This window comes from Arthrobacter sp. BC5, assembly GCF_056680255.1.
The window spans coordinates 2,609,568-2,632,341 of sequence record NZ_CM155273.1 but is presented as its reverse complement, the minus strand read 5'-3'; the positions used below and the strand labels follow the sequence as shown (position 1 = coordinate 2,632,341).

Genomic DNA, 22,774 nt, shown 5'->3' with positions numbered 1-22,774 from the left:
CGCCGTAGGGAACAATGGACCTATGGCCGACACGACCCAGGGCACAGACACGCCCTCACCCCAGCCCGTTTCCGTTCCCGACAAGCCCGTCCTCGAGGGCCTCGAAGAGAGGCTGTCCCGCCAGTGGCGCGAGGACGGCACCTACGCCTTCGACCGCGACACCACGCGCGAGCAGGTCTACTCGATCGACACTCCCCCGCCCACGGCATCGGGATCGCTCCACGTCGGCCACATGTTCTCCTACACGCAGACCGATGTCATGGCGCGCTTCAAGCGGATGAACGGCGCCAACGTCTTCTACCCCATGGGCTGGGATGACAACGGTCTGCCCACCGAGCGCCGTGTTCAGAACTACTACGGTGTCCGCTGCGACCCGTCGGTCCCCTACGACGCCGACTACCGGCCGCCGGCCGAACCCGCGAAGAACCAGCGCGACTTCGACGCCGTGTCCCGCCGGAACTTCATCGAACTCTGCGAGGAACTGGCCGTCGAGGACGAGTCGGTCTTCGAGAACCTCTTCAGCACGCTCGGCCTCTCGGTCGACTGGGACCTGACCTACAGGACCATCGACGACACGTCCCGTGCCGTCTCACAGCGCGCCTTCCTCGAGAACCTCAAGGCCGGTGACGCCTACCTCGCCGAGGCTCCCACCCTGTGGGACGTCACCTTCCGTACCGCCGTCGCCCAGGCCGAACTGGAGGACCGCGAACAGCCCGGTGCGTACCACCGCATCGCCTTCCACGCGCCGGACGGCGAGCAGATCCACATCGAGACCACCCGCCCCGAACTCCTGCCGGCATGCGTGGCCCTCGTGGCGCACCCTGACGACGAGCGCTACAAGCCCCTGTTCGGCACGACCGTCACCAGCCCGCTGTTCGACGTCGAGGTCGAGATCAAGGCGCATCCCCTCGCCAAGCCGGACAAGGGCAGCGGTATCGCCATGATCTGCACGTTCGGCGACCTGACCGACGTCACCTGGTGGCGTGAACTGCAGCTGCCCACCCGCGCCGTCGTGGGCCGCGACGGACGGATCCGGTCCGAGACCCCGGAGTGGATCGCGACCGAACGCGCCCGCGAGAGTTACTCCCAGGTGGCCGGCAAGACGATCTTCAGCGCCAAGGAATCGGTGGTCACCATGCTCCGCGAGAGCGGGGACCTCGACGGCGAACCGAAGAAGATCGTGCACCCGGTCAACTTCTACGAGAAGGGTGACAAGCCCCTCGAGGTCGTCACCAGCCGCCAGTGGTACATCCGCAATGGCGGGCGCGACGCCGGCAAGCGTGAAGCCCTGATCCGGCGCGGCCGCGAGATCGAGTTCCACCCGGCGTTCATGCGGTCCCGCTACGAGAACTGGATCGAAGGGCTGAACGGCGACTGGCTCGTCTCGCGCCAGCGCTTCTTCGGCGTGCCCGTGCCGGTCTGGTATCGCCTGGACGGCGACGGCGAGCCCGATTACGACGCTCCCCTGCTGCCCGCCCTGGAATCACTTCCGGTCGATCCCGCGGCCGATCCCGCTCCGGGCTTCGACGAGTCGGCGCGGAATCAGCCGGGCGGCTTCATCGGTGACAGCGATGTGCTGGACACCTGGGCGACGTCCTCCCTCACCCCGCAGATCGTCGGCGGGTGGGCCCGCGACGAGGACCTGTTCGGGAAGGTCTTCCCGTTCGACCTCCGTCCCCAGGGCCACGACATCATCCGGACCTGGCTGTTCTCCACGGCCGTGCGGGCCGAAGCCCTGCAGGACTCGGTGCCCTGGAAGCACGCGGCGCTCTCCGGTTGGATCCTGGACCCGGACCGCAAGAAGATGTCGAAGTCCAAGGGCAACGTGGTCGTCCCCACCGACGTCCTGGAGCAGTTCGGAGCGGACGCCGTCCGCTACTGGGCGGCGTCCGCAAAGCTCGGCGCGGACACGGCGTACGAAGTGAACCAGATGAAGATCGGGCGGCGCCTTGCGATCAAGCTCCTCAATGCCTCGAAGTTCGTACTGAACCTCGGCGTCACGGAAGCGTCCATCGCCGAGGGCTCCCTCGGGCGCATCTCCACCGCCCTGGACCAGTCGCTGCTGGCACAGCTGCGTACCGTGACCGAGCAGGCGACGGCCGCCTTCGAGAAGTACGACTACGCACGGGCACTCCAGCTCACCGAGTCCTTCTTCTGGACGTTCACCGACGACTACGTGGAACTGGTCAAGGACCGCGCCTACGGGGACGCCGACGACGCGGGGACCCAGTCGGTCCAGACGACGCTCGCGACGACACTCGACGCCCTCCTGCGACTCTTCGCGCCGTTCCTGCCCTTCGCGACCGAGGAGGTGTGGAGCTGGTGGCGCCAGGGCTCCGTGCACCAGGCGGCCTGGCCGAGTGCGGACACCCTCTCGGCCCTGCCGGCAGGCGCCGACGCCGGTGTGCTCACCTCCGTGGCACTCGCCCTCGGAGGCATCCGCAAGGCGAAGTCCGAGGCGAAGGTCAAGCAGCGCACCGAAGTGCAGACCGCCGTGGTGATCGCTCCTGCGGCCCAGGTGGAGCAGGTCCGGGCGGGCCTGGCCGACCTCCTCGCCGCCGGCAACGCCAGGGATCTCCGGCTCGCGGAAGGAACCGGCCCCCTGGCCGTCGCCGACGTCGAACTGGTTCCCCAGGTCGCCGACTAGGAACTGCAGGGAGTATGCAGGAGGGGACCCGCCGCACGGCGGGTCCCCTCCTGTCGTCCGGACCCTAGTCGAACTTCGGGCTCTCGCTGCGGGAGCGCTTCAGCTCGAAGAACTCGGGGAACTCCGACATCAGCACGGCGCCGTCGAAGATTCGGCCGGCCTCCTCGCCCCGGGGGATCCTCGTCAGGACCGGCCCGAAGAACGCCGTGCCGTTGAAGGCGACGACCGGGGTGCCGACCTCGTCGCCCACGCGGTCGATCCCGTCCTTGTGCGACGCGCGGAGCTGCTCGTCGTACTCGTCGCCGGAGGCGAACCGGGCCAGGTCAGCGGGCAGGCCTACCTCCTCGAGGGACTCACGGATGACGACGTCGAAGTCCTTGTTCTGCCCGATGTGGATGCGGGTGCCCATCGCGTCGTACAGCTTCTTGATGTACTCGGCACCGTGCAGCTCCGCTGCCGCGATGATCACGCGGACCGGGCCCCAGCCCTGCAGCATCAGGGCCTTGTACTCCTCGGGGAGATCGCGTCCCTCGTTCAGGACGGACAGGCTCATGACGTGCCAGTCCACCGAGATGTCACGCACCTGTTCCACCTCGCCGATCCAGCGGGAGGTGATCCAGGCGAAGGGACACAGGGGGTCGAACCAGAAATCTGCTGTCTGGGTGGTCGTGGACTCGCTCATGAGGAATTCCTTCTGATGTCGGTGAGGCCGGGGCCTTTTCCGGTGCAACCCGCCATACCTGCTCCGTATTCCGTCCGAGTTGGTGCCGTGTACCGCAAGACGGTCTAATGAAGGGACACGACCAGTCGACGATGCCTGGCGCTACCCCTTGCGTCTGTATCGGACTGGATGAATACGCACCGGGGTGCCCGGTGCCCGAAGGGACGCCGTCTTGCAGCAGCACCGGACCGAGAACCACGCCGATACCCACGACACCTGGCTCGAACGCGAAGAACTCGCCGAAGCCATGATCCCGATCATCGGCCGGCTGTACCGGACCAACAACGTCGTCACGAGCATCCACGGGCGCAGCCTCATCAACAAGTCCACCATGAACATCCTCAAGGCCCACCGCTTCGCCCGTCGCATCACCACCGAGGAACTCCGGCTCGAGGACACCGCACCCCTGCTCGCGATCCTCGCCGACCTCGACCTCGGGGCCGCCGCGATCGACATCGGGCGCCTCCGCCTCGCCTACGACCGCGCAGGCACGGGGCAGAGCCTGGAGGAGTTCCTGCGCACCGAACTCGCCGACATCGTCGGCCAGGGCGGACACGACGAACGCACCAGCACCGACGTCGTCCTCTACGGCTTCGGCCGCATCGGTCGCCTCGTCGCCCGCCTGCTCATCGAGAAGGCCGGCGGCGGCCACGGGCTGCGCCTGCGCGCCGTCGTCGTCCGCCGCGGCTCGGACAACGACCTCGCCAAGCGCGCCAGTCTCCTGCGCCGCGACTCCGTGCACGGATCCTTCGAGGGCACCATCCAGGTCGATGAGGCCACCGACACCATCACCGCCAACGGCACCCGCATCCAGGTGATCTACTCCGACGACCCGGCCGCCATCGATTACACCTCCTACGGCATCAGGGACGCCCTCGTGGTCGACAACACCGGCCGCTGGCGCGACGAGGAAGGCCTCTCACAGCACCTGCGCAGCACCGGCGTCGCCAAGGTCCTGCTCACCGCACCCGGGAAAGGCTCCCTGAAGAACGTCGTGCACGGCATCAACCACGGCACCATTACGGACTCCGACCGGATCATCACCGCGGCGTCCTGCACCACCAACGCCATCACCCCGGTCCTGAAAGCCATCAACGACCGCTTCGGCGTGGTCCACGGCCACGTCGAGACCGTCCACTCCTTCACCAACGACCAGAACCTGATCGACAACTTCCACAAGGGGGACCGCCGCGGCCGCTCCGCCGCCCTGAACATGGTCCTCACCGAGACCGGCGCCGCGACCGCCGTCGCCAAGGCCCTGCCCGAACTCGCAGGCAGACTCACGGGCAGCTCCATCCGCGTCCCCACCCCGGACGTCTCCATCGCCATCCTCAACCTCACCCTCCAGAAGGGCACCACCAAGGACGAGGTCAACACCTACCTGCGCGAGGTGTCCCTGCACTCGGGCATGCGCAAGCAGGTCGACTACATCGACAGCCCCGAGGTGGTCTCGACCGACTTCGTCGGCTCCCGCCGCACCGGCATCGTCGACGGCCTCGCGACCATCGCCGACGGCATCCACCTCGTGCTCTACGTCTGGTACGACAACGAATTCGGCTACAGCTGCCAGGTCGTCCGGGTCATGGAAGAGATGGCGGCGGTCCACCCACCCGCCTACCCGGCTGCGGAGGCGGCGGTGGCAGCGGCCGTCTGACGATCAGGCCGACTTGTTGCGGCGCTTCGCGACCACCTCGTGCGAGATGAGCGTGGGCTCGGCGCGCTTGGCGACGACGTCGTCCGTGATGACCACGGTGGCGATGTCCTCGCGGCTCGGGAGGTCGAACATGACCGGGAGGAGGACCTCCTCCATGATGGCGCGCAGGCCACGCGCTCCGGTCCCGCGGTCCAGGGCGAGGTCGGCGATCGCTTCGAGCGCCTTCGGCTCGAACACGAGCTCGACGCCGTCGAGCAGGAACATCTTCTGGTACTGCTTCATCAGCGCGTTCTTGGGCTCGGTCAGGATCTGCATGAGCGCCGGGCGGTCGAGGTGCGTGACCGTGGTGATGACGGGCAGGCGGCCGATGAACTCGGGGATGAGCCCGAACTTCAGCAGGTCCTCCGGCATGACGTCGCCGTAGCTCGCCTCCTCGTTCTTGAGGGAGCTCAGCGGCGCTCCGAAGCCGATGCCCTTGCGACCGGCGCGCGACCCGATGATCTCCTCGAGGCCCGCGAACGCGCCGGCGACGATGAAGAGCACGTTGGTGGTGTCGATCTGGATGAACTCCTGATGGGGATGCTTGCGCCCGCCCTGCGGGGGCACCGAGGCGACCGTCCCCTCGAGGATTTTGAGCAACGCCTGCTGGACGCCCTCACCGGATACGTCGCGCGTGATCGAGGGGTTCTCGCTCTTACGGGAGATCTTGTCGATCTCGTCGATGTAGATGATGCCCTGCTCGGCCTTCTTGACGTCGTAGTCGGCGGCCTGGATGAGCTTCAGGAGGATGTTCTCCACGTCCTCGCCGACATACCCTGCCTCGGTGAGTGCCGTGGCGTCCGCGACGGCGAACGGGACATTCAGCCGTCGCGCGAGGGTCTGGGCGAGGTAGGTCTTGCCGCAGCCCGTGGGGCCGATGAGCAGGATGTTGGACTTGGCGATCTCGACGTCTTCCGACTCGGCCGCGTCCGCCAGGGTGCCTGCCGCGCGCGGGCCGTTGCCCGACTGGATGCGCTTGTAGTGGTTGTAGACGGCGACCGCGAGCGAGCGCTTCGCCGGCTCCTGGCCCACCACGTACTCCTGCAGGAAGTCGAAGATCTCGCGCGGCTTGGGCAGTTCGAAGGAGCCCAGGTCCGCGACCTCGGAGAGCTCCTCCTCGATGATCTCGTTGCACAGGTCGATGCACTCGTCGCAGATGTACACGCCGGGGCCGGCGATCAGCTTCCGCACCTGCTTCTGGCTCTTCCCGCAGAAAGAGCACTTGAGCAGATCGGTGCTCTCACCAATGCGAGCCATGGTTCAATCCCCTTAGGTATTTCGCGATTGCTATGACCACTCTAGGCCACATGGCCGCAGGAGCCAGTATCAAAATGCCCGTGATGCCTGACGGCACCACGGGCGATGACCCTGCTGTCCGGCGGATCCGGCGGTCCCTCGGACCAGCGGATCCGCCGACCGCCTACGGGGTGTTGATCTTCGGCGGGGTGATCTTGCGCGAGGTCAGGACCTCGTCCACCAGGCCGTAAGCGACGGCGTCCGCTGCGGTCAGGATCTTGTCGCGCTCGATGTCGAGGTTGACCTGCTCCGCGGTGCGGCCCGAGTGCAGGGCCAGCGTGTCCTCGAGCCAGGTCCGCATGCGCATGACCTCGTTGGCCTGGATCTCCAGGTCCGAGGCCTGCCCGCCCTGGCCTCCGGAGAGGGCGGGCTGGTGGATCAGCACGCGCGCGTTCGGCAGCGCCAGCCGCTTGCCGGGAGCGCCGGCTGCGAGCAGGACGGCCGCGGCACTTGCTGCCTGGCCGAGGCAGACGGTCTGCACCTCCGGGCGGATGAACTGCATGGTGTCGTAGATCGCCGTCATCGCGGTGAAGGACCCGCCGGGCGAGTTGATGTACAGGGTGATGTCCCGCTCCGGGTCGGTGGACTCGAGCACGAGGAGCTGCGCCATGACGTCATCCGCGGACGCATCGTCGACCTGAGTACCGAGGAAGATGATGCGGTCCTCGAACAGCTTCGTGTAGGGGTCCTGGCGCTTGAAGCCGTACGGCGTGCGCTCCTCGAACTGGGGAAGGATGTAACGGCTGGTCGGAAGGTTCTGCGCCTTTGATCCCGCTGCTGCCTGGAATTCGTGGTTCATGGTGTCTCCTTGTGGGACGACTGGTCGGAGTGTGGGCTGGGCGCGGACTACGGCGTCTGCTCGGTGCCGCCGCCGCCGGCGACGGAGCCCGAGTGCGCGGAGATGTGGTCGAAGAAGCCGTACTCGAGGGCTTCCTGGGCCGTGAACCACTTGTCGCGGTCATTGTCCTTCAGGATTCTCTCGACGGTCTGGCCCGTCTGCTCCGCCGTCAGTTCGGCCATGACCCGCTTCATGTGCAGGATCAGCTCGGCCTGGATGCGGATGTCGGTCGCCGTCCCGCCGATACCGCCGGAGGGCTGGTGCATGAGGATGCGCGCGTGCGGCGTGGCGTACCGCTTGCCCTTGGTGCCCGAGGACAGGAGGAACTGGCCCATCGAGGCGGCGAGGCCCGTGGCGACCGTGACGACGTCGTTCGGGATGAACTGCATGGTGTCGTAGATCGCCATGCCGGCAGTGACCGAGCCTCCGGGCGAGTTGATGTAGAGGTAGATGTCGCGCTCCGGGTCCTCGGCCGACAGCAGCAGCAGCTGTGAGCAGATGGCGTTCGCGTTGTCGTCGCGCACCTCGGAACCGAGCCAGATGATCCGCTCCTTGAGGAGCCGGTTGTAGATGTAGTCGTCACGTCCGCCCATCTCGGGGCCGGCCATGCTCGGGGTGCTTGGTTCGGTTGCCATTTCGGTTGACCTTCCACTCTGGCGGATCGCTGCCACTTCGGCCGACCCGTCCGTTTGTCTCTCCTTGGACACTAACCCGCTGCGGCGACGAATTGCTCCCGCTCCGGGAACTGTTCGCTGACGGCGCACGGTCGCGGCGGCAGCCCGCGAGCTACCGCCGACGACCGGCCTCGCGCCCGTGCCGGGGCCTTAACGCAGCAGCGGTGCCGCTGCCCGGAGGCTGCGGCACCGCTGTGCACTGCTGGGTCTGCCGGAGGCTACTCCGCGCTTGCCTTCTTCTTCGGTGCCGCCCTCTTCTTCTTCGGCGCCTCGGCGACGACCGGCTCCTCGGCGGACTCGGGCTCCTCGCTCGGGGCCTCGGCCTCCGTGGACCCCGCCTCGGTGGCCTCGATGTCCTCGGCGACGCCCTGCTCGTTCTCGACGTCGTCGACGCTGATCGTCTCGTCCTCGTCACCGGCGGGGCGGACGAACTCGGTCAGGTCGATCGAGGCACCGTTGGTGTCGGTGACCGTTGCGTACTCGAGGACCTTGGCCAGGGCCTTGCGGCGGCGGACCTCTCCGACGATCATCGGTACCTGGCCGCTCTGGTCGAGCATCTGGGCGAACTGGTTCGGCTCCATGCCGTACTGCCCGGCGGTCGAGACGATGTAGTCGATCAGTTCGGCCTGGCTGACGCCGACCTCTTCCTTCTCCGCGACGGCGTCGAGGATGACCTCGTTCTGGAAGGCGCGCTCCGTGTTGGTGCGGACCTCCGCGCGGTGCTCCTCGGTGTCGTGGTCCTCGCCGGCGCTGTGGGCGTTCTCGCCGTTGAAGTGCTGCTCGAGCTGCTCCTCGACCACGCTCTCCGGGACCGGGACCGCAACGAGTTCGACGAGCTTGTCGAGGACCTTGTCCCGCGCCTCGACGCCCTGGTCCATGATCTTGGACTCGGCGGCCTGCTTCGCGAGGTCGGCGCGCAGCTCCTCGGCCGTGTCGAACTCCGAGGCGAGCTGTGCGAACTCGTCATCGACCTCGGGGAGCTCGCGCTCCTTGACGGCCTTCACGACGACCTTCACCTGCGCGGCGGCACCTGCGTGCTCGCCGCCGGCCAGCGTGGTCGCGAAGGTCGCGTCCTCGTCCGTGGACAGGCCGGTGACCGCCTCGTCCATGCCCTCGAGCATGGTGCCCGAGCCGATCTGGTAGGACAGGTCCTGTGCGGAGTCGACCTCTTCGCCGTCGACCGACGCGGTCAGGTCGATGGTGAGGAAGTCGCCGTCCTTCGAGGGCCGGTCCACGGAGACGAGGGTGCCGAAACGGCCGCGGAGCTCGTCCATGGCCTTCTCGACGTCCTCGTCGGACGCCTCGACGGGCTCGACGGTGACCTCGAGGCCCTTGTAGTCGGGGAGCTCGATCTCGGGGCGGATGTCCAGCTCGACGGTGAAGGTCAGCTGGCCGTCCTTCTTCGCGGGATCGGGGACCTCGGTGATCTCGACCTCGGGGCGGCTGAGGGGACGGATGCCCGTCTCCTGCACGGCGCTCTGGTAGAAGCCGTTGAGGCCGTCGTTGATGGCGGTCTCGATGACGTAGCCGCGGCCCACGCGCTGGTCGATGAGCTGCTGGGGAACCTTGCCCTTGCGGAACCCCGGAACCTGGACCTGGGTGGCGATGGTCTTGTAGGCCTCGTCGATGCTGGGCTTCAGTTCCTCGAAGGGGACCTCGACGTTCAGCTTCACCCGGGTGGGGGAAAGGGTTTCAACAGCGCTCTTCACAGCGTAGGACTCCTGAGATGATTGGGATTGGTTCTGCAGCGGAGGCACTTTCCTCATCACACGACAGAGTCGGGGTGACAGGAGTTGAACCTGCGACTTCCTGCTCCCAAAGCAGGCGCTCTACCAAGCTGAGCTACACCCCGTAAGTGCGAGTGACAGTCTACGCACCTTTACGCCTACCGCGCACATTTGGCGATCGCGCAGCAGCTGTGGTGTAGTTATATGCGTTCCACGGGGCTCTGCGAGGGGCCCGAAACGGGGATGTAGCTTAATGGTAAAGCCTCAGTCTTCCAAACTGATTACGCGGGTTCGATTCCCGTCATCCCCTCTCCAGCCGGCCCGCACCCTCACCCGGACCCACCGTCCGGGTGTTGTCGTTTAAGGCTCGGCACCATGCGCTATTCCGCCTGGCACCGGGGACACCAGTAGACGTTGCGCGCCGCCATCTCCGCCGTGAGCACAGCGGTCCCGCACCGGCGGCACGGTTCTCCCGTGCGCTTGTACACGTAGTGCGGCGCGGAGCGCTTCGGCCGGCCGTTCCTCGCCTCAACCGTCGTCGTGATGATCCGTCCCTCCCGCACGCCGTCCCTCATCAGGCGCACCGTGTCGGCCCAGATGCCGGCCGCCTCGTCCTCGCGCACCTGCCGGCCCGGGCGCCAGGGATTGATGCCCTGCAGGAAGAGCACCTCCGCGCGGTAGATGTTCCCGATCCCCGCGATGACCGCCTGGTTCATGAGCTGGACACCGACAGGCGTGATGCTGGAGGTGAGCCTACGTACGAGGAGCGAGCCGTCCGACCCGGGCTGCAGGGGATCCGGCCCCAGCTTGGCGCGGGCCGCCTCCTCCTCGGCGCCCGTGATGACCTCGCAGGCAGTCGGTCCGCGGAGGTCCGCCCAGCCGTGGGTGGACACGAGGCGCACGCGCACCGCACCGACGGGCTCGGGCGGGCCGCTGTACGTCCCGCCGCTGCCCGGCCCATCGTCGTCGGACGCCTGTTCCGACTCCCCCACCCGGCGGGGGGCGCCGATGCTCGACGCGCCACGGAAGGTCGCGTCACCGCCGAAGCTCCACGCGCCGTAGAGGCCGAGGTGCACGCGCAGCACCCGGTCGTTGTCGAAGCGCAGGAACAGCTGCTTGCCGTGCGCGAGGGCGCTGAGCAGCGTGGCTCCGTCGAGCCGTGCGGCACCCGCTGCGAACCGGCCCTGGGGGCTCGAGACGGTGAGCCGCTCGCCGGCGAAGACGGAGGTGAACTGCCGCGCCAGCCGGTGGACCGAATGGCCTTCAGGCAACGCTTCCCGTTTCCTCGAAGCGCGCCACCTGCGCGATCCTGCGGCTGTGCCGTTCGGCTCCGCTGAACGGCTCCGCGAGGAACGCCTCGATGATGGACGTCGCCTCCTCCACCGAGTGCTGGCGCCCGCCGACGGCGACGACGTTCGCGTCGTTGTGCTGCCGGGCGAGGCGCGCTGTCTCCAGGCTCCAGGCGAGCGCCGCCCGCACCCCGCGCACCTTGTTCGCCGCGATCTGCTCGCCGTTCCCGGAGCCTCCGAGGACGATCCCGAGCGCCTCGGTGCCCGCTGCCCGGTCCGCGACCACGGCCTGTGCCGCGTCGATGCAGAAGGAGGGGTAGTCGTCCTCGGGGTCGTACGACGTCGGGCCGTGGTCGACGACGTCGTGACCTGCCGCGGTGAGATGCGAGAGCAGGTGGGCGCTCAGTTCCATGCCGGCGTGGTCGGTGGCGAGGTGGACGCGCATGGTGATCTGATCCTTCGGACGGCGCCGGGGCAGCCGGCGGTGGCTAGGGGGTTCGTCCGCCGACCGGCGGGACCCTCCCAGCCTAGTGTGCCGATGGAGGGGAAGCGGAAGCGCGACGACGACCGGCGGAATGAGAGAATACGAAACGCCGCGCAACCCGCATCACACGCGCCGTATCCGAATCCGACCCTGGAGGCGATCCTTGCCCGGTTTGAACCTGACGCGCGACGAAGCACGCACGCGCGCCGCCCTGCTCACCGTCCACTCCTACGAGATAACCCTCGACCTCACCGGCAGCGACCGCGTCTTCCGGTCGACGACGGTCGTCTCCTTCGACGCACGCCAGGGCGCCTCGACGTTCATCGACGCCGTGACGGACACGGTGCACCGGGTCGAGCTGAACGGTGTCGCGCTGGACCCGGCGGAGGTCGCCGACGGCGTCCGGATCCAGCTCCCGTCCCTCGCCGCCAGCAACACCCTCGTGGTCGAGGCCGACATGCTCTACATGAACACGGGAGAAGGCCTGCACCGTTTCGTGGATCCGGTGGATGGCGAGGTCTACCTCTATACGCAGTTCGAGGTGCCGGACTCCCGCCGCGTCTTCGCCGTCTTCGAGCAGCCGGACCTGAAGTCGACGTTCCGCTTCGCCGTCACCGCGCCGTCGCACTGGGACGTCATCTCGAACACCACGACGCCCGAGCCCGTGCAGGCCGGCTCCGACGCCGACGGCGGTGCCGGCTCCACCTGGTACTTCGAGCCGACACCCATGATGTCCTCCTACGTGACCGCGCTCATCGCCGGTCCGTACCAGTCCGTCCGCAGTGAGCTCACGAGCTCGGACGGCCGGACCATCCCGCTCGGCGTCTTCGCGCGGAAGTCGCTGATGCAGTACATGGACGCCGAGAACATCTTCGCGCTGACGCGCCAGGGCTTCGCGTTCTACGAGGAGCAGTTCGGCACGCCGTACCCCTTCGGGAAGTACGACCAGCTGTTCGTGCCCGAGTTCAACGCGGGCGCCATGGAGAACGCGGGCGCCGTCACCTTCGTCGAGACCTACGTGTTCCGCTCCCGCGTGCCGGACGCGACGGTCGAACGACGCGCCATCACGATCCTCCACGAACTCGCGCACATGTGGTTCGGCGACCTCGTCACCATGCGCTGGTGGAACGACCTCTGGCTGAACGAGTCCTTCGCCGAGTTCATGTCCACCCTCGCAGCCGCGGAGGCGACCGAGTTCGAGCAGGCCTGGACCACCTTCGCGATCCTCGAGAAGGGCTGGGCCTACCGCCAGGACCAGCTCCCCTCGACGCACCCGATCGTGGCGCAGATCAGCGACCTCGAGGACGTCCAGGTCAACTTCGACGGCATCACCTACGCGAAGGGCGCCTCGGTGCTCAAGCAGCTGGTGGCCTGGGTGGGCCAGGAGGAGTTCATGCAGGGCGTGCGGCAGTACTTCGCCAAGCATTCCTGGAAGAACACCGAACTCGCCGACCTGCTCTCCGAGCTCGAGGCCGCCAGCGGTCGCGACCTCAAGGCCTGGTCCGCGCTCTGGCTCGAGACGGCCGGGGTCAACACGCTCCGCCCGGAGTTCACCACGGACGACGACGGCACCATCACCTCCTTCGCGATCCTGCAGACCGCCATCGAGGCGTTCCCGACCATCCGGCCGCACCGGCTCGCCGTCGGTTTCTACGATCACGACGACGACGGCGCGCTGGTGCGCGTCCACCGCCTCGAACTCGACGTCGACGGCGGGCGTACCCAGGTGCCGGACCTCGTGGGGCTGCGGCAGCCCGCGCTCGTCCTGCTCAATGACGACGACCTCGCGTACGCGAAGATCCGGCTCGACCCGGCCTCCCTCCGCACGTCCGTGCGGCATGTGAAGGACTTCCGCGACTCCCTCCCCCGGACGCTGGTCCTGGCCTCGGCCTGGGACGCGGCGCGCGACGGGGAGACGCCTGCCCGCGACTACGTGGAGCTCGTCCTGCAGAACATCGGCGCGGAGTCCGACTCGTCGGTCGTCCAGGTGCTGCTCCGGCAGCTGGCCTCGACGCTGGCGTTCTACGTCGATCCCGAGGACCGGGAGGCGATGGGAGATGCCGCCGCGGACAGCCTCCTCGAGCTCGCCCTCGCCGCGGCCGCCGGTTCCGACGCGCAGCTCCAGTTCACGAGGGCCTTCTCGGCGCATGCCCGCACCGAGCCGCAGCTCGACGCCGTCGAAGCGATGCTCAACGGCGATCGCGTGGCCGACGGGCTGACGGTGGACCAGGACCTGCGGTGGGAGCTGTTGACCAGCCTCGTAGTGGGAGGCCGCGCGGGCGAGGCGGAGATCGACGCCGAGCTGGCGCGCGACTCGACGGCGAGCGGAGCGCTCGCAGCGGCGGCGGCCAGGGCGGCGCTGCCGACGGCGCATGCCAAGGAGGCCGCGTGGGCGGCCCTCGTCGACGCGGCGGACCTGCCCAACGCCACGCAGCGGTCCATGATCGGGGGCTTCACGCGCGTGCACGACCGTTCGCTGCTCGAGCCGTTCGTGGAGCGGTACTTCGCGTCCGTGCAGGACGTCTGGGCGACCCGCACGCACGAGATCGCCCAGCAGATCGTCGTCGGCCTCTACCCCTCGCTCCTGACCACGCAGGACACGCTGGACCGCACGGATTCCTTCCTCGACCGTCTCGGCGACGCGTCGCCGTCGCTCCGGCGGCTGATCCTCGAGAGCAGGGACGGCGTGGTGCGCGCCCTCAAGGCGCAGGCCGCCGACAGGTAGCGTCCGCTCCGGTGCGGCGGGCGGGGAGGACCGCGAGGTTCTCCCCGCCCGCTGTTTCCGCCTCCTCCCGGTTCGCCGTCCGGGCGGAACCGGCGTCACCGGTATTAGGGTCAAGTCATGAACCTGCAGGAGCACACGTACTGGGCGCGGATCCGCTGGACGGGCAACCTCGGCCCCGGAACGTCCGGCTACCGGTCCTACAGCCGTGACCACGAGGTGGAGGTGGACGGGCCCGGGCTCCTCCTCGGAACCGCCGACCCCACGTTCCATGGCTCGAAGGACCGCTGGAATCCGGAGCAGCTGCTCCTGGCCGCCGTCGCCCAGTGCCACATGCTGTCCTACCTGCACGTGGCCGTGCGGGCCGGCGTCGTCGTCAGCGGCTATTCCGACTCGGCGGACGGTAGCCTCAGGCTGAACGCGGACGGCAGCGGTGAGTTCACCGGCATCCGGCTGCGCCCGCACGTGGAGCTGGCGGACGCCGGGCAGGCCGCACTGGCCGACTCGCTGCATGGGGAGGCGAACCGCCTGTGCTTCATCGCCCGATCCCTGAACTTCCCCGTGCACCACGAGCCGACGTCCGCGGGTCCGGAGGGATCCTGACCGCTCGGGCACGGCCTCGTCGGCTCCCCCTTCCGCTGTAGCCTGTTAACGCGTCCGCGCGTCTGCTGTTGCCGCGGACGGGCCTCCCGAATGCCGTATGAAAGCGACGACATGACCTTCCTCCCCTCCCTCGGCTATGGCGGCCGACTCATCGGAGCGCTGATCATCCTGATCGGCGCCCTCCTCCTCTGGCTCGTGATCCGCTACCTCATCACGCGGTCGGTCAAGCGCGTCCAGAGCGGATACAGCGTCTTCAAGAAGCCGCACTTCAAGTGGGCGCAACCGGCGCTGCGCCCGTTCGACGGCGCGCGCCGCGTCCAGCGTGCGGAGACGATCGGCGGCCTGATGTCGAGCGTCGCGGCCGGGACCATCGCCATCATCGCCGCTCTGATGGCCATCGAGACGCTCGGCTTCAACATCGGGCCCATCCTCGCGAGCGTCGGCATCGTCGGTATCGCGATCGGCTTCGGCGCCCGCGAGGTCATCCGTGACGCCTTCCTCGGGTTCTTCATCACGATCGAGGACCAGTACGGCATCGGCGACACCATCGAGGTGGGTGACACCGTGGGCGTGGTGCAGTCCCTGGGGCTGCGCATCACGCGGATGGTCGACGACGACGGCGCCATCTGGTACGTCCGCAACGGGGACATCACCAAGGTGGGCAACAGGTCGCAGGGCACCTACGTGGCGCCGCCGCCCGAACCCGTCACGGACGCGCCCGCTGCCGCGGAGGGACGGGCATGAGCGACGAGGACCTCCCGGGCGCACACGGCGGTGAAGCACCGGGTACCGGCGGCGACCCGTCGGTTCCGGGGCGCGGGCCTGCCCTGCCGGTGGCGGGCGCGCGGGCCGCCCTGCCCGTCGAGCGGCTCGTCTCTGCCGGGCAGACCTTCAGCCAGCCCCAGTACACGGACAACTTCTTCGAGGCCGTCGGTGGGCACGGGACCTTCGTGAAGCTCGTGGACGTCTTCTACGACGGCGTGGCGGGCGACGAGGTCCTGCGTCCGATGTACCCGGAGGCGGACCTCGGACCGGCGAAGGAGCGGCTGCTGCTGTTCCTCGAGCAGTACTGGGGCGGTCCGAAGACATACGGTGAGCAGCGGGGACACCCGAGGCTCCGCATGCGGCACATGCCTTTCCGGGTAGGGCCGGAAGCGCGGGACCACTGGCTCCAGCACATGCGCGCCGCCGTGGACAGCCTGGATCTCGCACCCCTGCACGAGGCCACGCTCTGGGACTACCTCGACCGCGCCGCGCATTCCATGGTCAACGCCGCGGACTGACCATCCGCGCTGGATCCGATCCGCCCGTGCGCGAGGAGCCGGACTGTCGCGACCGTCGGGGTCCTCGCGCTGATCGGCGTCAGAGGATGGCCGCCGCGCGAACCAGGACATGGCCCCGACCGGTGCTCAGGCGGGACCAGCGGCCGTTCACGTGCACGGTCGCTTCCGTGCCCGGCTCGAGGAAGCCGAGACTGAACGCCCCGAAAGCGGCCCCTGCCGGCACGGACCCGGGGACGCCGTCGAGCGGCCGGCCCCAGACCGCGGCCCGGACGCTGCTCACGAGGGGCGCGCCCGCGCGGTCGGGCAGGGTTCGCGCCACCTCCCCGATGCCGTCCCTCGCCGCCTGGTCCAGGACCGAGCAGGCCACCGCACCTGCCGATGTCCAGCCGGAACGCGGTGGCAGGACCCCGGCCCAGTTCTCCGTGACGGTGACGGTCGGGACGGGGAAGACGACGTCGCCGTCGGGAATCCTGGCGAGACGGTCCAGGACCGAGCCGAGGGAGACGGTCGCATCGACCTCGGCCTCACCTCCCAGGGCCATGGTGCGGAGCCCGAGCACCGTGGGGACCGGTTCGCCGAGCACCGTGGGGCGGAGCGTGCAGACGTACGCGGCGAGAACTCGACCGGCGGCGAGCAGGCGCATGCCGCCGTCGTCGTTCGCTCGTGCGCGGGCGGTGAAGGTCCGGAAGTCGGCGACCGTGTGGGGGTCGGCGAAGCGAAGCGACGGGGAGGACATGGGGGTCATGTCGAGCGGGAGCGGCGGAACGGTACGGCCGGCCCCTGCCAGGACACGAGGATGCCCTTCTGCGCCTCCGACAGGCGTACCGGACGCCCCGTGCTCCGGCTGACCAGGACCATGGTGGTCGCCGCGATCGCACTCGTGGTGCTTCCCTCCGCCTCGACCCTGTCCCTCACCGCGTAGCCGAGGTCGAAACTGGAACCGCCTACCGCGGTCACCCAGACATCCACGCCGGCGGACGTGGTGCTGAAGTTCAGGGGTGCGCGGTACTCGATCTCCTGGCGCCCGACGAGCGTGTAGTGGTCGGGGTCGATCAGGTCCATGAAGGTCCCGCCGGGCCGCCCTTCACTCATCAGCAGCACGCGCGCGTCCTCGAGGAACTGGAGGAACCGCACGTTGTTGACGTGGCCGTAGGAGTCCTCGTCGCCGAATCGCAACTGGAGGGGAATGGTGTGCACCGCAGACATACCGCCATCCTCTCAGTCCCGGCCCGGCGGGGACCAACCGCACGCGCGGCAGCACGCGAGTGTGAGCAAGGCCATGCAGGTGCCCGATGGGCCGTGTTGAGTGCGGTCGAGGGGGCGTCTACTGTCAGTAGGTGCTGGGGTGCTCCTTCTGCGACGGGACTCCCGGACCGCGCACGTCCCCTTTCCACCTGTTCCCCGAGGAGTTCCCGAACCATGGCAGAGCACGCGCCGGCACCAGACGTGACGTCGGAAGAGCAGGGGAAGGATCCCACCGCTGCCCTCGTGGCGCTCCTGGACCTCAGCAGCGCCGACGGGGCGCAGACGGACGAGGAGATCTTCGTCGGCTCATCCGCCCGCCAGCCGAGCCGACGCGTCTTCGGCGGACAGGTGCTCGCGCAGTCGCTCGTCGCGGCGATGCGGACGGTGGAACCCAGCAGGGACGTCCACTCGATGCATGCGTACTTCCTGCGCGCCGGGGACGCCGACCAGCCCATCACCTTCGGCGTCCAGCGGCTCCGCGACGGCCGCTCGTTCTCCGCCCGCCGCACGCACGCCTACCAGAACGGCGTACCGATCCTGTCCATGATCGCGTCCTTCCAGGAGCCCGACGACGGGATCGTCCACCAGGACACGATGCCCACCGATATCCCGGACCCCGAGAGCCTGCCGTCGACGGCCGAGCTCCTCGGCGGCTTCGACCATCCGGTGGCCCGGGCGTGGGCGTTCGAGCGGCCGTTCGACATCCGGCACATCGACGCACCGCTGTATCTGGCCAACGAGGGGTCCCGGGAGGCCCGGAACGCTGTCTGGATGCGCAGCCTCGCACCGATGCCCGACGACCCCGACCTCCACCGGGCAGCCCTCGCCTACGCCAGCGACTACACCCTGCTGGAATCCATCCTGCGACCACACGGTCTGACCTGGATCCAGCCCGGGATGAGCGTCGCCAGCCTCGACCATGCGATGTGGTGGCACCGCCCGGTGCGCGTGGACGACTGGCTCCTCTACGTCCAGAGCTCCCCCAGCGCCTCCGGTGCTCGGGGTCTGGCCGCCGGACGTATCTACAACCGAGGTGGAGAACTCGTCGCGAGCGTCGCACAGGAGGGCATGGTCAGGATCCCGCCGGCCTGAGCCCGGCCGGCGGCTTCCACCGAAGCGGATACCCCCGGAAAAGGATGAGGGACACGGCGTAAAGCCGTGTCCCCCATGTGCCCGGGCGTCTGTTCCTAGTCGCGGGTCAGGCGGCGGTGCGTGACGCGGTGCGGCTTCGCGGCATCGGCGCCGAGGCGCGCCACCTTGTTCTCCTCGTAGGCGTCGAAGTTGCCTTCGAACCAGTACCACTTGTCCGGGTCGTCCTCGGTGCCCTCGTAGGACAGGATGTGGGTGGCCACCCTGTCGAGGAACCACCGGTCGTGCGAGACGACGACTGCGCAGCCCGGGAATTCCAGCAGGGCGTTCTCGAGGCTCGAGAGCGTCTCCACGTCCAGGTCGTTCGTCGGTTCGTCCAGGAGCAGGAGGTTGCCACCCTGCTTCAGGGTCATGGCCAGGTTGAGCCGGTTGCGCTCACCACCGGAGAGCACGCCCGCCTTCTTCTGCTGGTCCGGCCCCTTGAAGCCGAAGGCCGAGACGTAGGCGCGCGAGGGCATCTCGACCTGACCCACCTGGATGAAGTCGAGGCCGTCGGAGACGACCTCCCACAGCGACTTGTTGGGATCGATGCCGCCGCGGGACTGGTCGACATAGGAGATCTTGACGGAGTCACCGATGCGCAGCTCGCCGCCGTCGAGGGGCTCGAGGCCCACGATGGTCTTGAACAGCGTGGTCTTGCCGACGCCGTTGGGGCCGATCACGCCGACGATGCCGTTGCGCGGCAGGGAGAAGGACAACCCGTCGATGAGGATGCGCTCGTCGTAGCCCTTGCGCAGATCGTGCGCCTCGATGACCTGGCTGCCGAGCCTGGGGCCGGGCGGGATCTGGATCTCCTCGAAGTCGAGCTTCCTGGTGCGCTCGGCCTCGGCTGCCATCTCCTCGTAGCGGTTCAGGCGAGCCTTCGATTTCGTCTGGCGTCCCTTGGCATTCGAGCGGACCCACTCGAGTTCGTCGCTGAGGCGCTTCGAGAGCTTCTGGTCCTTCTTGCCCTGGACCTCGAGGCGCGCGCGCTTCTTCTCGAGGTAGGTCGAGTAGTTGCCCTCGTAGGGGTACAGGTGTCCGCGGTCCACCTCGGCGATCCATTCGGCGACGTGGTCCAGGAAGTACCGGTCGTGGGTGACGGCCAGGACTGCACCGGCGTACGACTTGAGGTGCTGCTCGAGCCACAGCACGCTCTCGGCATCGAGGTGGTTGGTGGGCTCGTCGAGGAGCAGGAGGTCCGGCTTCTGCAGGAGGAGCTTGCAGAGCGCCACCCGGCGGCGCTCACCACCGGAGAGGACGCGGACGTCCGCGTCCGGCGGCGGGCAGCGCAGCGCGTCCATGGCCTGCTCCAGCTGGGAGTCGAGGTCCCAGGCGTCGGCGGCGTCGATCGCTTCCTGCAGCTTGCCCATCTCGTCGAGCAGCGTGTCGTAGTCCGCGTCGGGGCTGGCCATCTCTTCGGAGATCTCGTTGAAGCGCTGGATCTTGCCGTAGATCTCGCCCACGCCCTCCTGGACGTTGCCGAGGACCGTCTTCTCCTCGTTCAGTGGCGGTTCCTGCAGGAGGATGCCGACCGAGTAGCCGGGGCTCAGGCGCGCCTCGCCGTTGGACGGGGTGTCCATGCCCGCCATGATCTTCAGGATGGTGGACTTGCCGGCTCCGTTCGGACCGACGACCCCGATCTTCGCGCCGGGGAAGAACGACATGCTGACGTCGTCGAGGATAACCTTGTCGCCAACGGCCTTGCGAGCCTTGGTCATTGTGTAGATAAATTCCGCCATGCCACTAAGGCTAGTGGGTGCCCACGGTGTTTCCACACTCGATGGCCCCGGCTCCCGTGCTCGCGTCCACCCCTCGGCGGGCCCGGAGGACCCTAACGCTGGTCGCCGACGAAACACTGCCCGGAGGCGAGCGCAGGGAGGACCGCCACGGAGACCGTGCTTTCGCGCACCTCACCGAAGACGCAGGTCCCTCCCGTGCGGCCGGCACCCTGGAGCGCGTCGACGTCCAGGCCTGTCGGGGTGCGGTCGATGGACACCTCGACGCCGTCCGGGACCAGCCCTTCAGCCGTGAAGGCCTCTTCGATGGCGGCGCGGACCTGCCCGCTGGTGACGGAGTCCTGGCTTTCGGCCAGGGAACGAAGAGAGGCTTCTACGGCAGCCGCCACCTCGTCGGTGTCCGGCACCGGTGCCTCGGGCGGAGCGGCCGGGGTCGCGCCAGCGGCGGACTGCTCCGGGACTGCAGCTGGAGCAGAGCTCGGAGCAGAGACTGCGGACGGCGAGGCGCTCCCGCCACCCGGCGCCTCCGGTGCCGTCGTGGGCTGGGCCGTGCAGGACGTCAGCGCCAGGACGATGCCGACGGCCGGCAGTGCCCGGCGAAGCGAGCGGCTACCGGCAGGGCGCCGTCGAGCAGGAGAAGCGGCAGTAGTCACGTTGCCATCCTGCCATGCACCGTAGCCCTGCCCGTCTGCCCCTCCGACACCCGGCGAAGCGCAAGGCCAGGCGGCGCTCCACCCACCCGTCGGGGTCGCGCCTAGAAGGGGACCGCCTCCGGGTCGAGCGCTAGGTCGCGGCTCCTGCCCGGCTGCTCGTCCGCGAGGCTGCCCGTGCCCCCGGGCACGTCGTCGTCGTTTGCGCCGAACGCCGCCGGGTCGTCGTACACCTCTCCGGTGGAACCGTCGACACCCTCCGGCGGGTCGTCCCCCACGGCGACGTCCGCGGGCTGTCCGTCCGGCCCGGCCCCGGCAGGCGCCTCACCCCTGTCCGCCGCCGTCCTCCTGAAGTTCGCGGTACCCCACATGAGGTCGTGGCCCGCCGTGTCGGCATCGATCTCCACGGACGTGCCCGTCCGCCCGTCAGCGTTGCTCCACGGCCGCACCTTCAGCCGGCCCGTGACGATCACGCGATCACCCTTCTTGATGCTGGCTCCGGCATTCGTCGCGAGCTGGCGGAACATCGACACCGAGTACCAGTTGGTGTGGCCGTCCACCCACGCATTCGTCTCCCTGTCGAAGCGGCGCTCCGTGGAACACATGCGGAAGCCGGTGATCGGCAGGCCGCTCTGCGCCAGTGTCAGGCGCACCTCCGTGGCGACGTAGCCCCGCACGGTGATGATGTCAGTCATGATCTGTCCCTCCCTGGGTCTGCAGGACGGCGATGGGTGCCGCCCCGGCTCAAGTCTCGACCGCGTACGAACGGCGAGGAGAGATGCATCGGCCTATGTTGACAACCGCCTCGACCCCTAGGCGACGGAAGCGAGAAGCGGAAGCACCGTCCGGGCCGAAAACCCCCCTTGAGCCCCGCGCGCTCCCCTTCCTACCGTGGAGGCATGGACACGGCATCACCACCCCGGACCACCGATACCCACGAACGCGTGATCGGTTCCCTCGACGAACTGGCCGACCTCGTCCGGGGCGCGGAAACGGTGTACCTCCGCTACTCGTGCGGTTTCGTCGCGGATCGCGAGTCGACGAGCAAGGACGGCGAGAGCGGCCTCGACCTGCCGGGACTGTCCGTCAACCCGCTGACTCCCGAGCAGTGGTGGACCCGCCCGCTCGAGGACTGGCTGGCCCGGCAGATCTGCCAGTACAGGCATCTCGCGGAGGAAGAGGAACGGTTCCCCTGGATCCTCACGGGATCGTGCGTCGGCCGGGGGCCCGACTGCGAACCCCTGCTTGCTGACGTGTTACCGCTCGGCAGGCTCCACGACGATCTCCTGCAGGAGGCCGGGAAGGTGTACGACGAGCGGTTCGATACCGGGAAGCGCCCCTAGGACGCACGATTCCCTGTGCCGCACGCCGGAACGACGAAGGGCCGGACGCCTCGGCGTCCGACCCTTCGTGGTGTGCCCCCGGCAGGATTCGAACCTGCGACCAGAGGATTAGAAGGCCCCTGCTCTATCCCCTGAGCTACGGAGGCAGTACGCCCAGTTTACTATGGCCGCCCCATCCGCTCCGGTCCGATGGCTCCGGCCCTACTCGTCAGCGGCGAAGCTCACCCGCAGCTCGAGTCGGTGCTGACCGTCCGGATCCTGCGAGTAGACGGCCTTCCCCGAGATACCGCGGAGGCCGTCCGTCCCTGAACCGGGAATGATGTGTCCCGAGCTCGCCGCATCGGCGCCTTCGGCGACGCCCCAGTGCTGCACCGTCATCGCGCCGGTCCGGTCACCGATGGTTCCCACGAACTGCTCCGACGCCACGTACCCGGCACCGACGTCGTTCCCCGCCATCAGGAGCTCGGCCGTGCTCGTCCCGCTGATCTCACCCTCGAAGACCTTGGCCGCCCGGACCCGGGACAGTTCCCCGGTGCTGCCCGGCTCCGTATAGGGTTCGGCATCCCAGGCGGTGATCTCGAACTCGCCGCTGTACGTCGTCGTTCCTGTTTCAATCATCTGCTTAGTATTGCCGCTTCGGGCCCGTCCCGCATGCTGGAATAGCGCGCAGGGCCCTCGGCGGATGCGCCACG

The 22,774-nt window shown here is 68.5% G+C and carries 21 protein-coding genes and 3 tRNA genes; 9 read left to right on the top strand and 15 right to left on the bottom strand.

Annotation, left to right across the window (positions count from 1 at the left end; all coding sequences use genetic code 11):
- Window positions 1-22 precede the first annotated feature (22 nt).
- A complete protein-coding gene (gene valS / locus AC1MFI_RS12250) occupies window positions 23-2,647 on the top strand; it encodes a valine--tRNA ligase (RefSeq protein ID WP_479817193.1) in 2,625 nt (874 codons plus the stop codon).
- Between the two features lie 64 nt (window positions 2,648-2,711).
- Here the strand turns inward: valS and AC1MFI_RS12245 are convergent, their stop codons facing one another.
- A complete protein-coding gene (locus AC1MFI_RS12245) occupies window positions 2,712-3,329 on the bottom strand; it encodes a mycothiol-dependent nitroreductase Rv2466c family protein (RefSeq protein WP_479817191.1) in 618 nt (205 codons plus the stop codon).
- 211 nt (window positions 3,330-3,540) lie between these two features.
- On the opposite strand from AC1MFI_RS12245, the gene AC1MFI_RS12240 reads away from it, so the two are divergent.
- Window positions 3,541-5,022 (top strand): glyceraldehyde-3-phosphate dehydrogenase, encoded by a 1,482-nt coding sequence (locus AC1MFI_RS12240; RefSeq protein WP_479817189.1) that lies wholly within the window; start codon window positions 3,541-3,543, stop codon window positions 5,020-5,022.
- Window positions 5,023-5,025: 3 nt separating this feature from the next.
- On the opposite strand, the gene clpX is transcribed toward AC1MFI_RS12240, so the two are convergent.
- From clpX to AC1MFI_RS12215, 5 genes are all read right to left on the bottom strand, one after another.
- Window positions 5,026-6,318 (bottom strand): ATP-dependent Clp protease ATP-binding subunit ClpX, encoded by a 1,293-nt coding sequence (gene clpX, locus AC1MFI_RS12235; RefSeq protein ID WP_479817187.1) that lies wholly within the window; start codon window positions 6,316-6,318, stop codon window positions 5,026-5,028.
- Between the two features lie 163 nt (window positions 6,319-6,481).
- Complete coding sequence (locus AC1MFI_RS12230) at window positions 6,482-7,156, bottom strand: ATP-dependent Clp protease proteolytic subunit (protein ID WP_479817185.1); 675 nt, start codon at window positions 7,154-7,156, stop codon at window positions 6,482-6,484.
- 47 nt (window positions 7,157-7,203) lie between these two features.
- The gene (locus AC1MFI_RS12225) at window positions 7,204-7,830 is read right to left on the bottom strand and encodes an ATP-dependent Clp protease proteolytic subunit (protein ID WP_479817183.1); all 627 of its coding nucleotides are present in this window, start codon (window positions 7,828-7,830) and stop codon (window positions 7,204-7,206) included.
- A 257-nt stretch (window positions 7,831-8,087) separates the two neighbouring features.
- The gene (gene tig / locus AC1MFI_RS12220; RefSeq protein ID WP_479817181.1) at window positions 8,088-9,578 is read right to left on the bottom strand and encodes a trigger factor; all 1,491 of its coding nucleotides are present in this window, start codon (window positions 9,576-9,578) and stop codon (window positions 8,088-8,090) included.
- Between the two features lie 69 nt (window positions 9,579-9,647).
- Window positions 9,648-9,721: transfer RNA gene (locus AC1MFI_RS12215), tRNA-Pro, on the bottom strand.
- Between the two features lie 114 nt (window positions 9,722-9,835).
- Between AC1MFI_RS12215 and AC1MFI_RS12210 the strand changes: the two genes are divergently transcribed.
- Window positions 9,836-9,906, top strand: a tRNA-Gly gene (locus AC1MFI_RS12210).
- A 70-nt stretch (window positions 9,907-9,976) separates the two neighbouring features.
- Here AC1MFI_RS12210 and AC1MFI_RS12205 read toward each other — a convergent pair.
- Both AC1MFI_RS12205 and AC1MFI_RS12200 read right to left on the bottom strand, forming a co-directional pair.
- Window positions 9,977-10,867 (bottom strand): Fpg/Nei family DNA glycosylase, encoded by an 891-nt coding sequence (locus AC1MFI_RS12205; RefSeq protein WP_479817179.1) that lies wholly within the window; start codon window positions 10,865-10,867, stop codon window positions 9,977-9,979.
- Window positions 10,860-11,330: a ribose-5-phosphate isomerase gene (locus AC1MFI_RS12200; RefSeq protein WP_479817177.1), complete on the bottom strand. Its 471-nt coding sequence runs from the start codon at window positions 11,328-11,330 to the stop codon at window positions 10,860-10,862. Before AC1MFI_RS12200 ends, AC1MFI_RS12205 begins: the two co-directional genes overlap by 8 nt.
- A gap of 211 nt (window positions 11,331-11,541) precedes the next feature.
- On the opposite strand from AC1MFI_RS12200, the gene pepN reads away from it, so the two are divergent.
- The 4 genes from pepN to AC1MFI_RS12180 all read left to right on the top strand — a co-directional run bounded on the left by pepN (window position 11,542) and on the right by AC1MFI_RS12180 (window position 15,977).
- Window positions 11,542-14,094 (top strand): aminopeptidase N, encoded by a 2,553-nt coding sequence (gene pepN / locus AC1MFI_RS12195; protein ID WP_479820870.1) that lies wholly within the window; start codon window positions 11,542-11,544, stop codon window positions 14,092-14,094.
- A gap of 117 nt (window positions 14,095-14,211) precedes the next feature.
- Window positions 14,212-14,694 carry an OsmC family protein gene (locus AC1MFI_RS12190; RefSeq protein ID WP_479817175.1) on the top strand — a complete coding sequence of 161 codons (483 nt, stop codon included), beginning with the start codon at window positions 14,212-14,214 and terminating at the stop codon, window positions 14,692-14,694.
- 111 nt (window positions 14,695-14,805) lie between these two features.
- Window positions 14,806-15,438: a mechanosensitive ion channel family protein gene (locus AC1MFI_RS12185; RefSeq protein WP_479817173.1), complete on the top strand. Its 633-nt coding sequence runs from the start codon at window positions 14,806-14,808 to the stop codon at window positions 15,436-15,438.
- Window positions 15,435-15,977: a globin gene (locus AC1MFI_RS12180; RefSeq protein WP_479817171.1), complete on the top strand. Its 543-nt coding sequence runs from the start codon at window positions 15,435-15,437 to the stop codon at window positions 15,975-15,977. The genes AC1MFI_RS12185 and AC1MFI_RS12180 overlap by 4 nt, the downstream gene beginning before the upstream one ends.
- A 79-nt stretch (window positions 15,978-16,056) precedes the next feature.
- Here AC1MFI_RS12180 and AC1MFI_RS12175 read toward each other — a convergent pair whose 3' ends face one another.
- Entirely contained in the window at window positions 16,057-16,722 is a 666-nt protein-coding gene (locus AC1MFI_RS12175) for a DUF8185 domain-containing protein (protein ID WP_479817169.1), read from the bottom strand.
- Entirely contained in the window at window positions 16,719-17,183 is a 465-nt protein-coding gene (locus AC1MFI_RS12170) for an acyl-CoA thioesterase (RefSeq protein WP_479817167.1), read from the bottom strand. The genes AC1MFI_RS12175 and AC1MFI_RS12170 overlap by 4 nt, the downstream gene beginning before the upstream one ends.
- 213 nt (window positions 17,184-17,396) lie before the next feature.
- Between AC1MFI_RS12170 and tesB the strand changes: the two genes are divergently transcribed.
- Entirely contained in the window at window positions 17,397-18,314 is a 918-nt protein-coding gene (gene tesB / locus AC1MFI_RS12165) for an acyl-CoA thioesterase II (RefSeq protein ID WP_479817165.1), read from the top strand.
- 95 nt (window positions 18,315-18,409) lie between these two features.
- Here tesB and ettA read toward each other — a convergent pair whose 3' ends face one another.
- The 3 genes from ettA to ssb all read right to left on the bottom strand — a co-directional run bounded on the left by ettA (window position 18,410) and on the right by ssb (window position 21,434).
- Window positions 18,410-20,092, bottom strand: a complete 1,683-nt coding sequence (gene ettA, locus AC1MFI_RS12160; protein ID WP_479817163.1) for an energy-dependent translational throttle protein EttA — start codon at window positions 20,090-20,092, stop codon at window positions 18,410-18,412.
- Window positions 20,093-20,184: 92 nt separating this feature from the next.
- Entirely contained in the window at window positions 20,185-20,742 is a 558-nt protein-coding gene (locus AC1MFI_RS12155) for a DUF6993 domain-containing protein (protein ID WP_479817161.1), read from the bottom strand.
- A 101-nt stretch (window positions 20,743-20,843) separates the two neighbouring features.
- Window positions 20,844-21,434 (bottom strand): single-stranded DNA-binding protein, encoded by a 591-nt coding sequence (gene ssb / locus AC1MFI_RS12150; RefSeq protein ID WP_479817159.1) that lies wholly within the window; start codon window positions 21,432-21,434, stop codon window positions 20,844-20,846.
- A gap of 204 nt (window positions 21,435-21,638) precedes the next feature.
- On the opposite strand from ssb, the gene AC1MFI_RS12145 reads away from it, so the two are divergent.
- The gene (locus tag AC1MFI_RS12145) at window positions 21,639-22,082 is read left to right on the top strand and encodes a DUF6098 family protein (RefSeq protein WP_479817157.1); all 444 of its coding nucleotides are present in this window, start codon (window positions 21,639-21,641) and stop codon (window positions 22,080-22,082) included.
- 73 nt (window positions 22,083-22,155) lie between these two features.
- Here AC1MFI_RS12145 and AC1MFI_RS12140 read toward each other — a convergent pair.
- Together AC1MFI_RS12140 and AC1MFI_RS12135 are read right to left on the bottom strand one after the other, a co-directional pair.
- Window positions 22,156-22,228: transfer RNA gene (locus AC1MFI_RS12140), tRNA-Arg, on the bottom strand.
- 55 nt (window positions 22,229-22,283) lie between these two features.
- On the bottom strand, window positions 22,284-22,700 hold the full coding sequence (locus tag AC1MFI_RS12135) for a DUF3224 domain-containing protein (RefSeq protein WP_479817155.1): 417 nt from the start codon (window positions 22,698-22,700) through the stop codon (window positions 22,284-22,286).
- Window positions 22,701-22,774 lie beyond the last annotated feature (74 nt).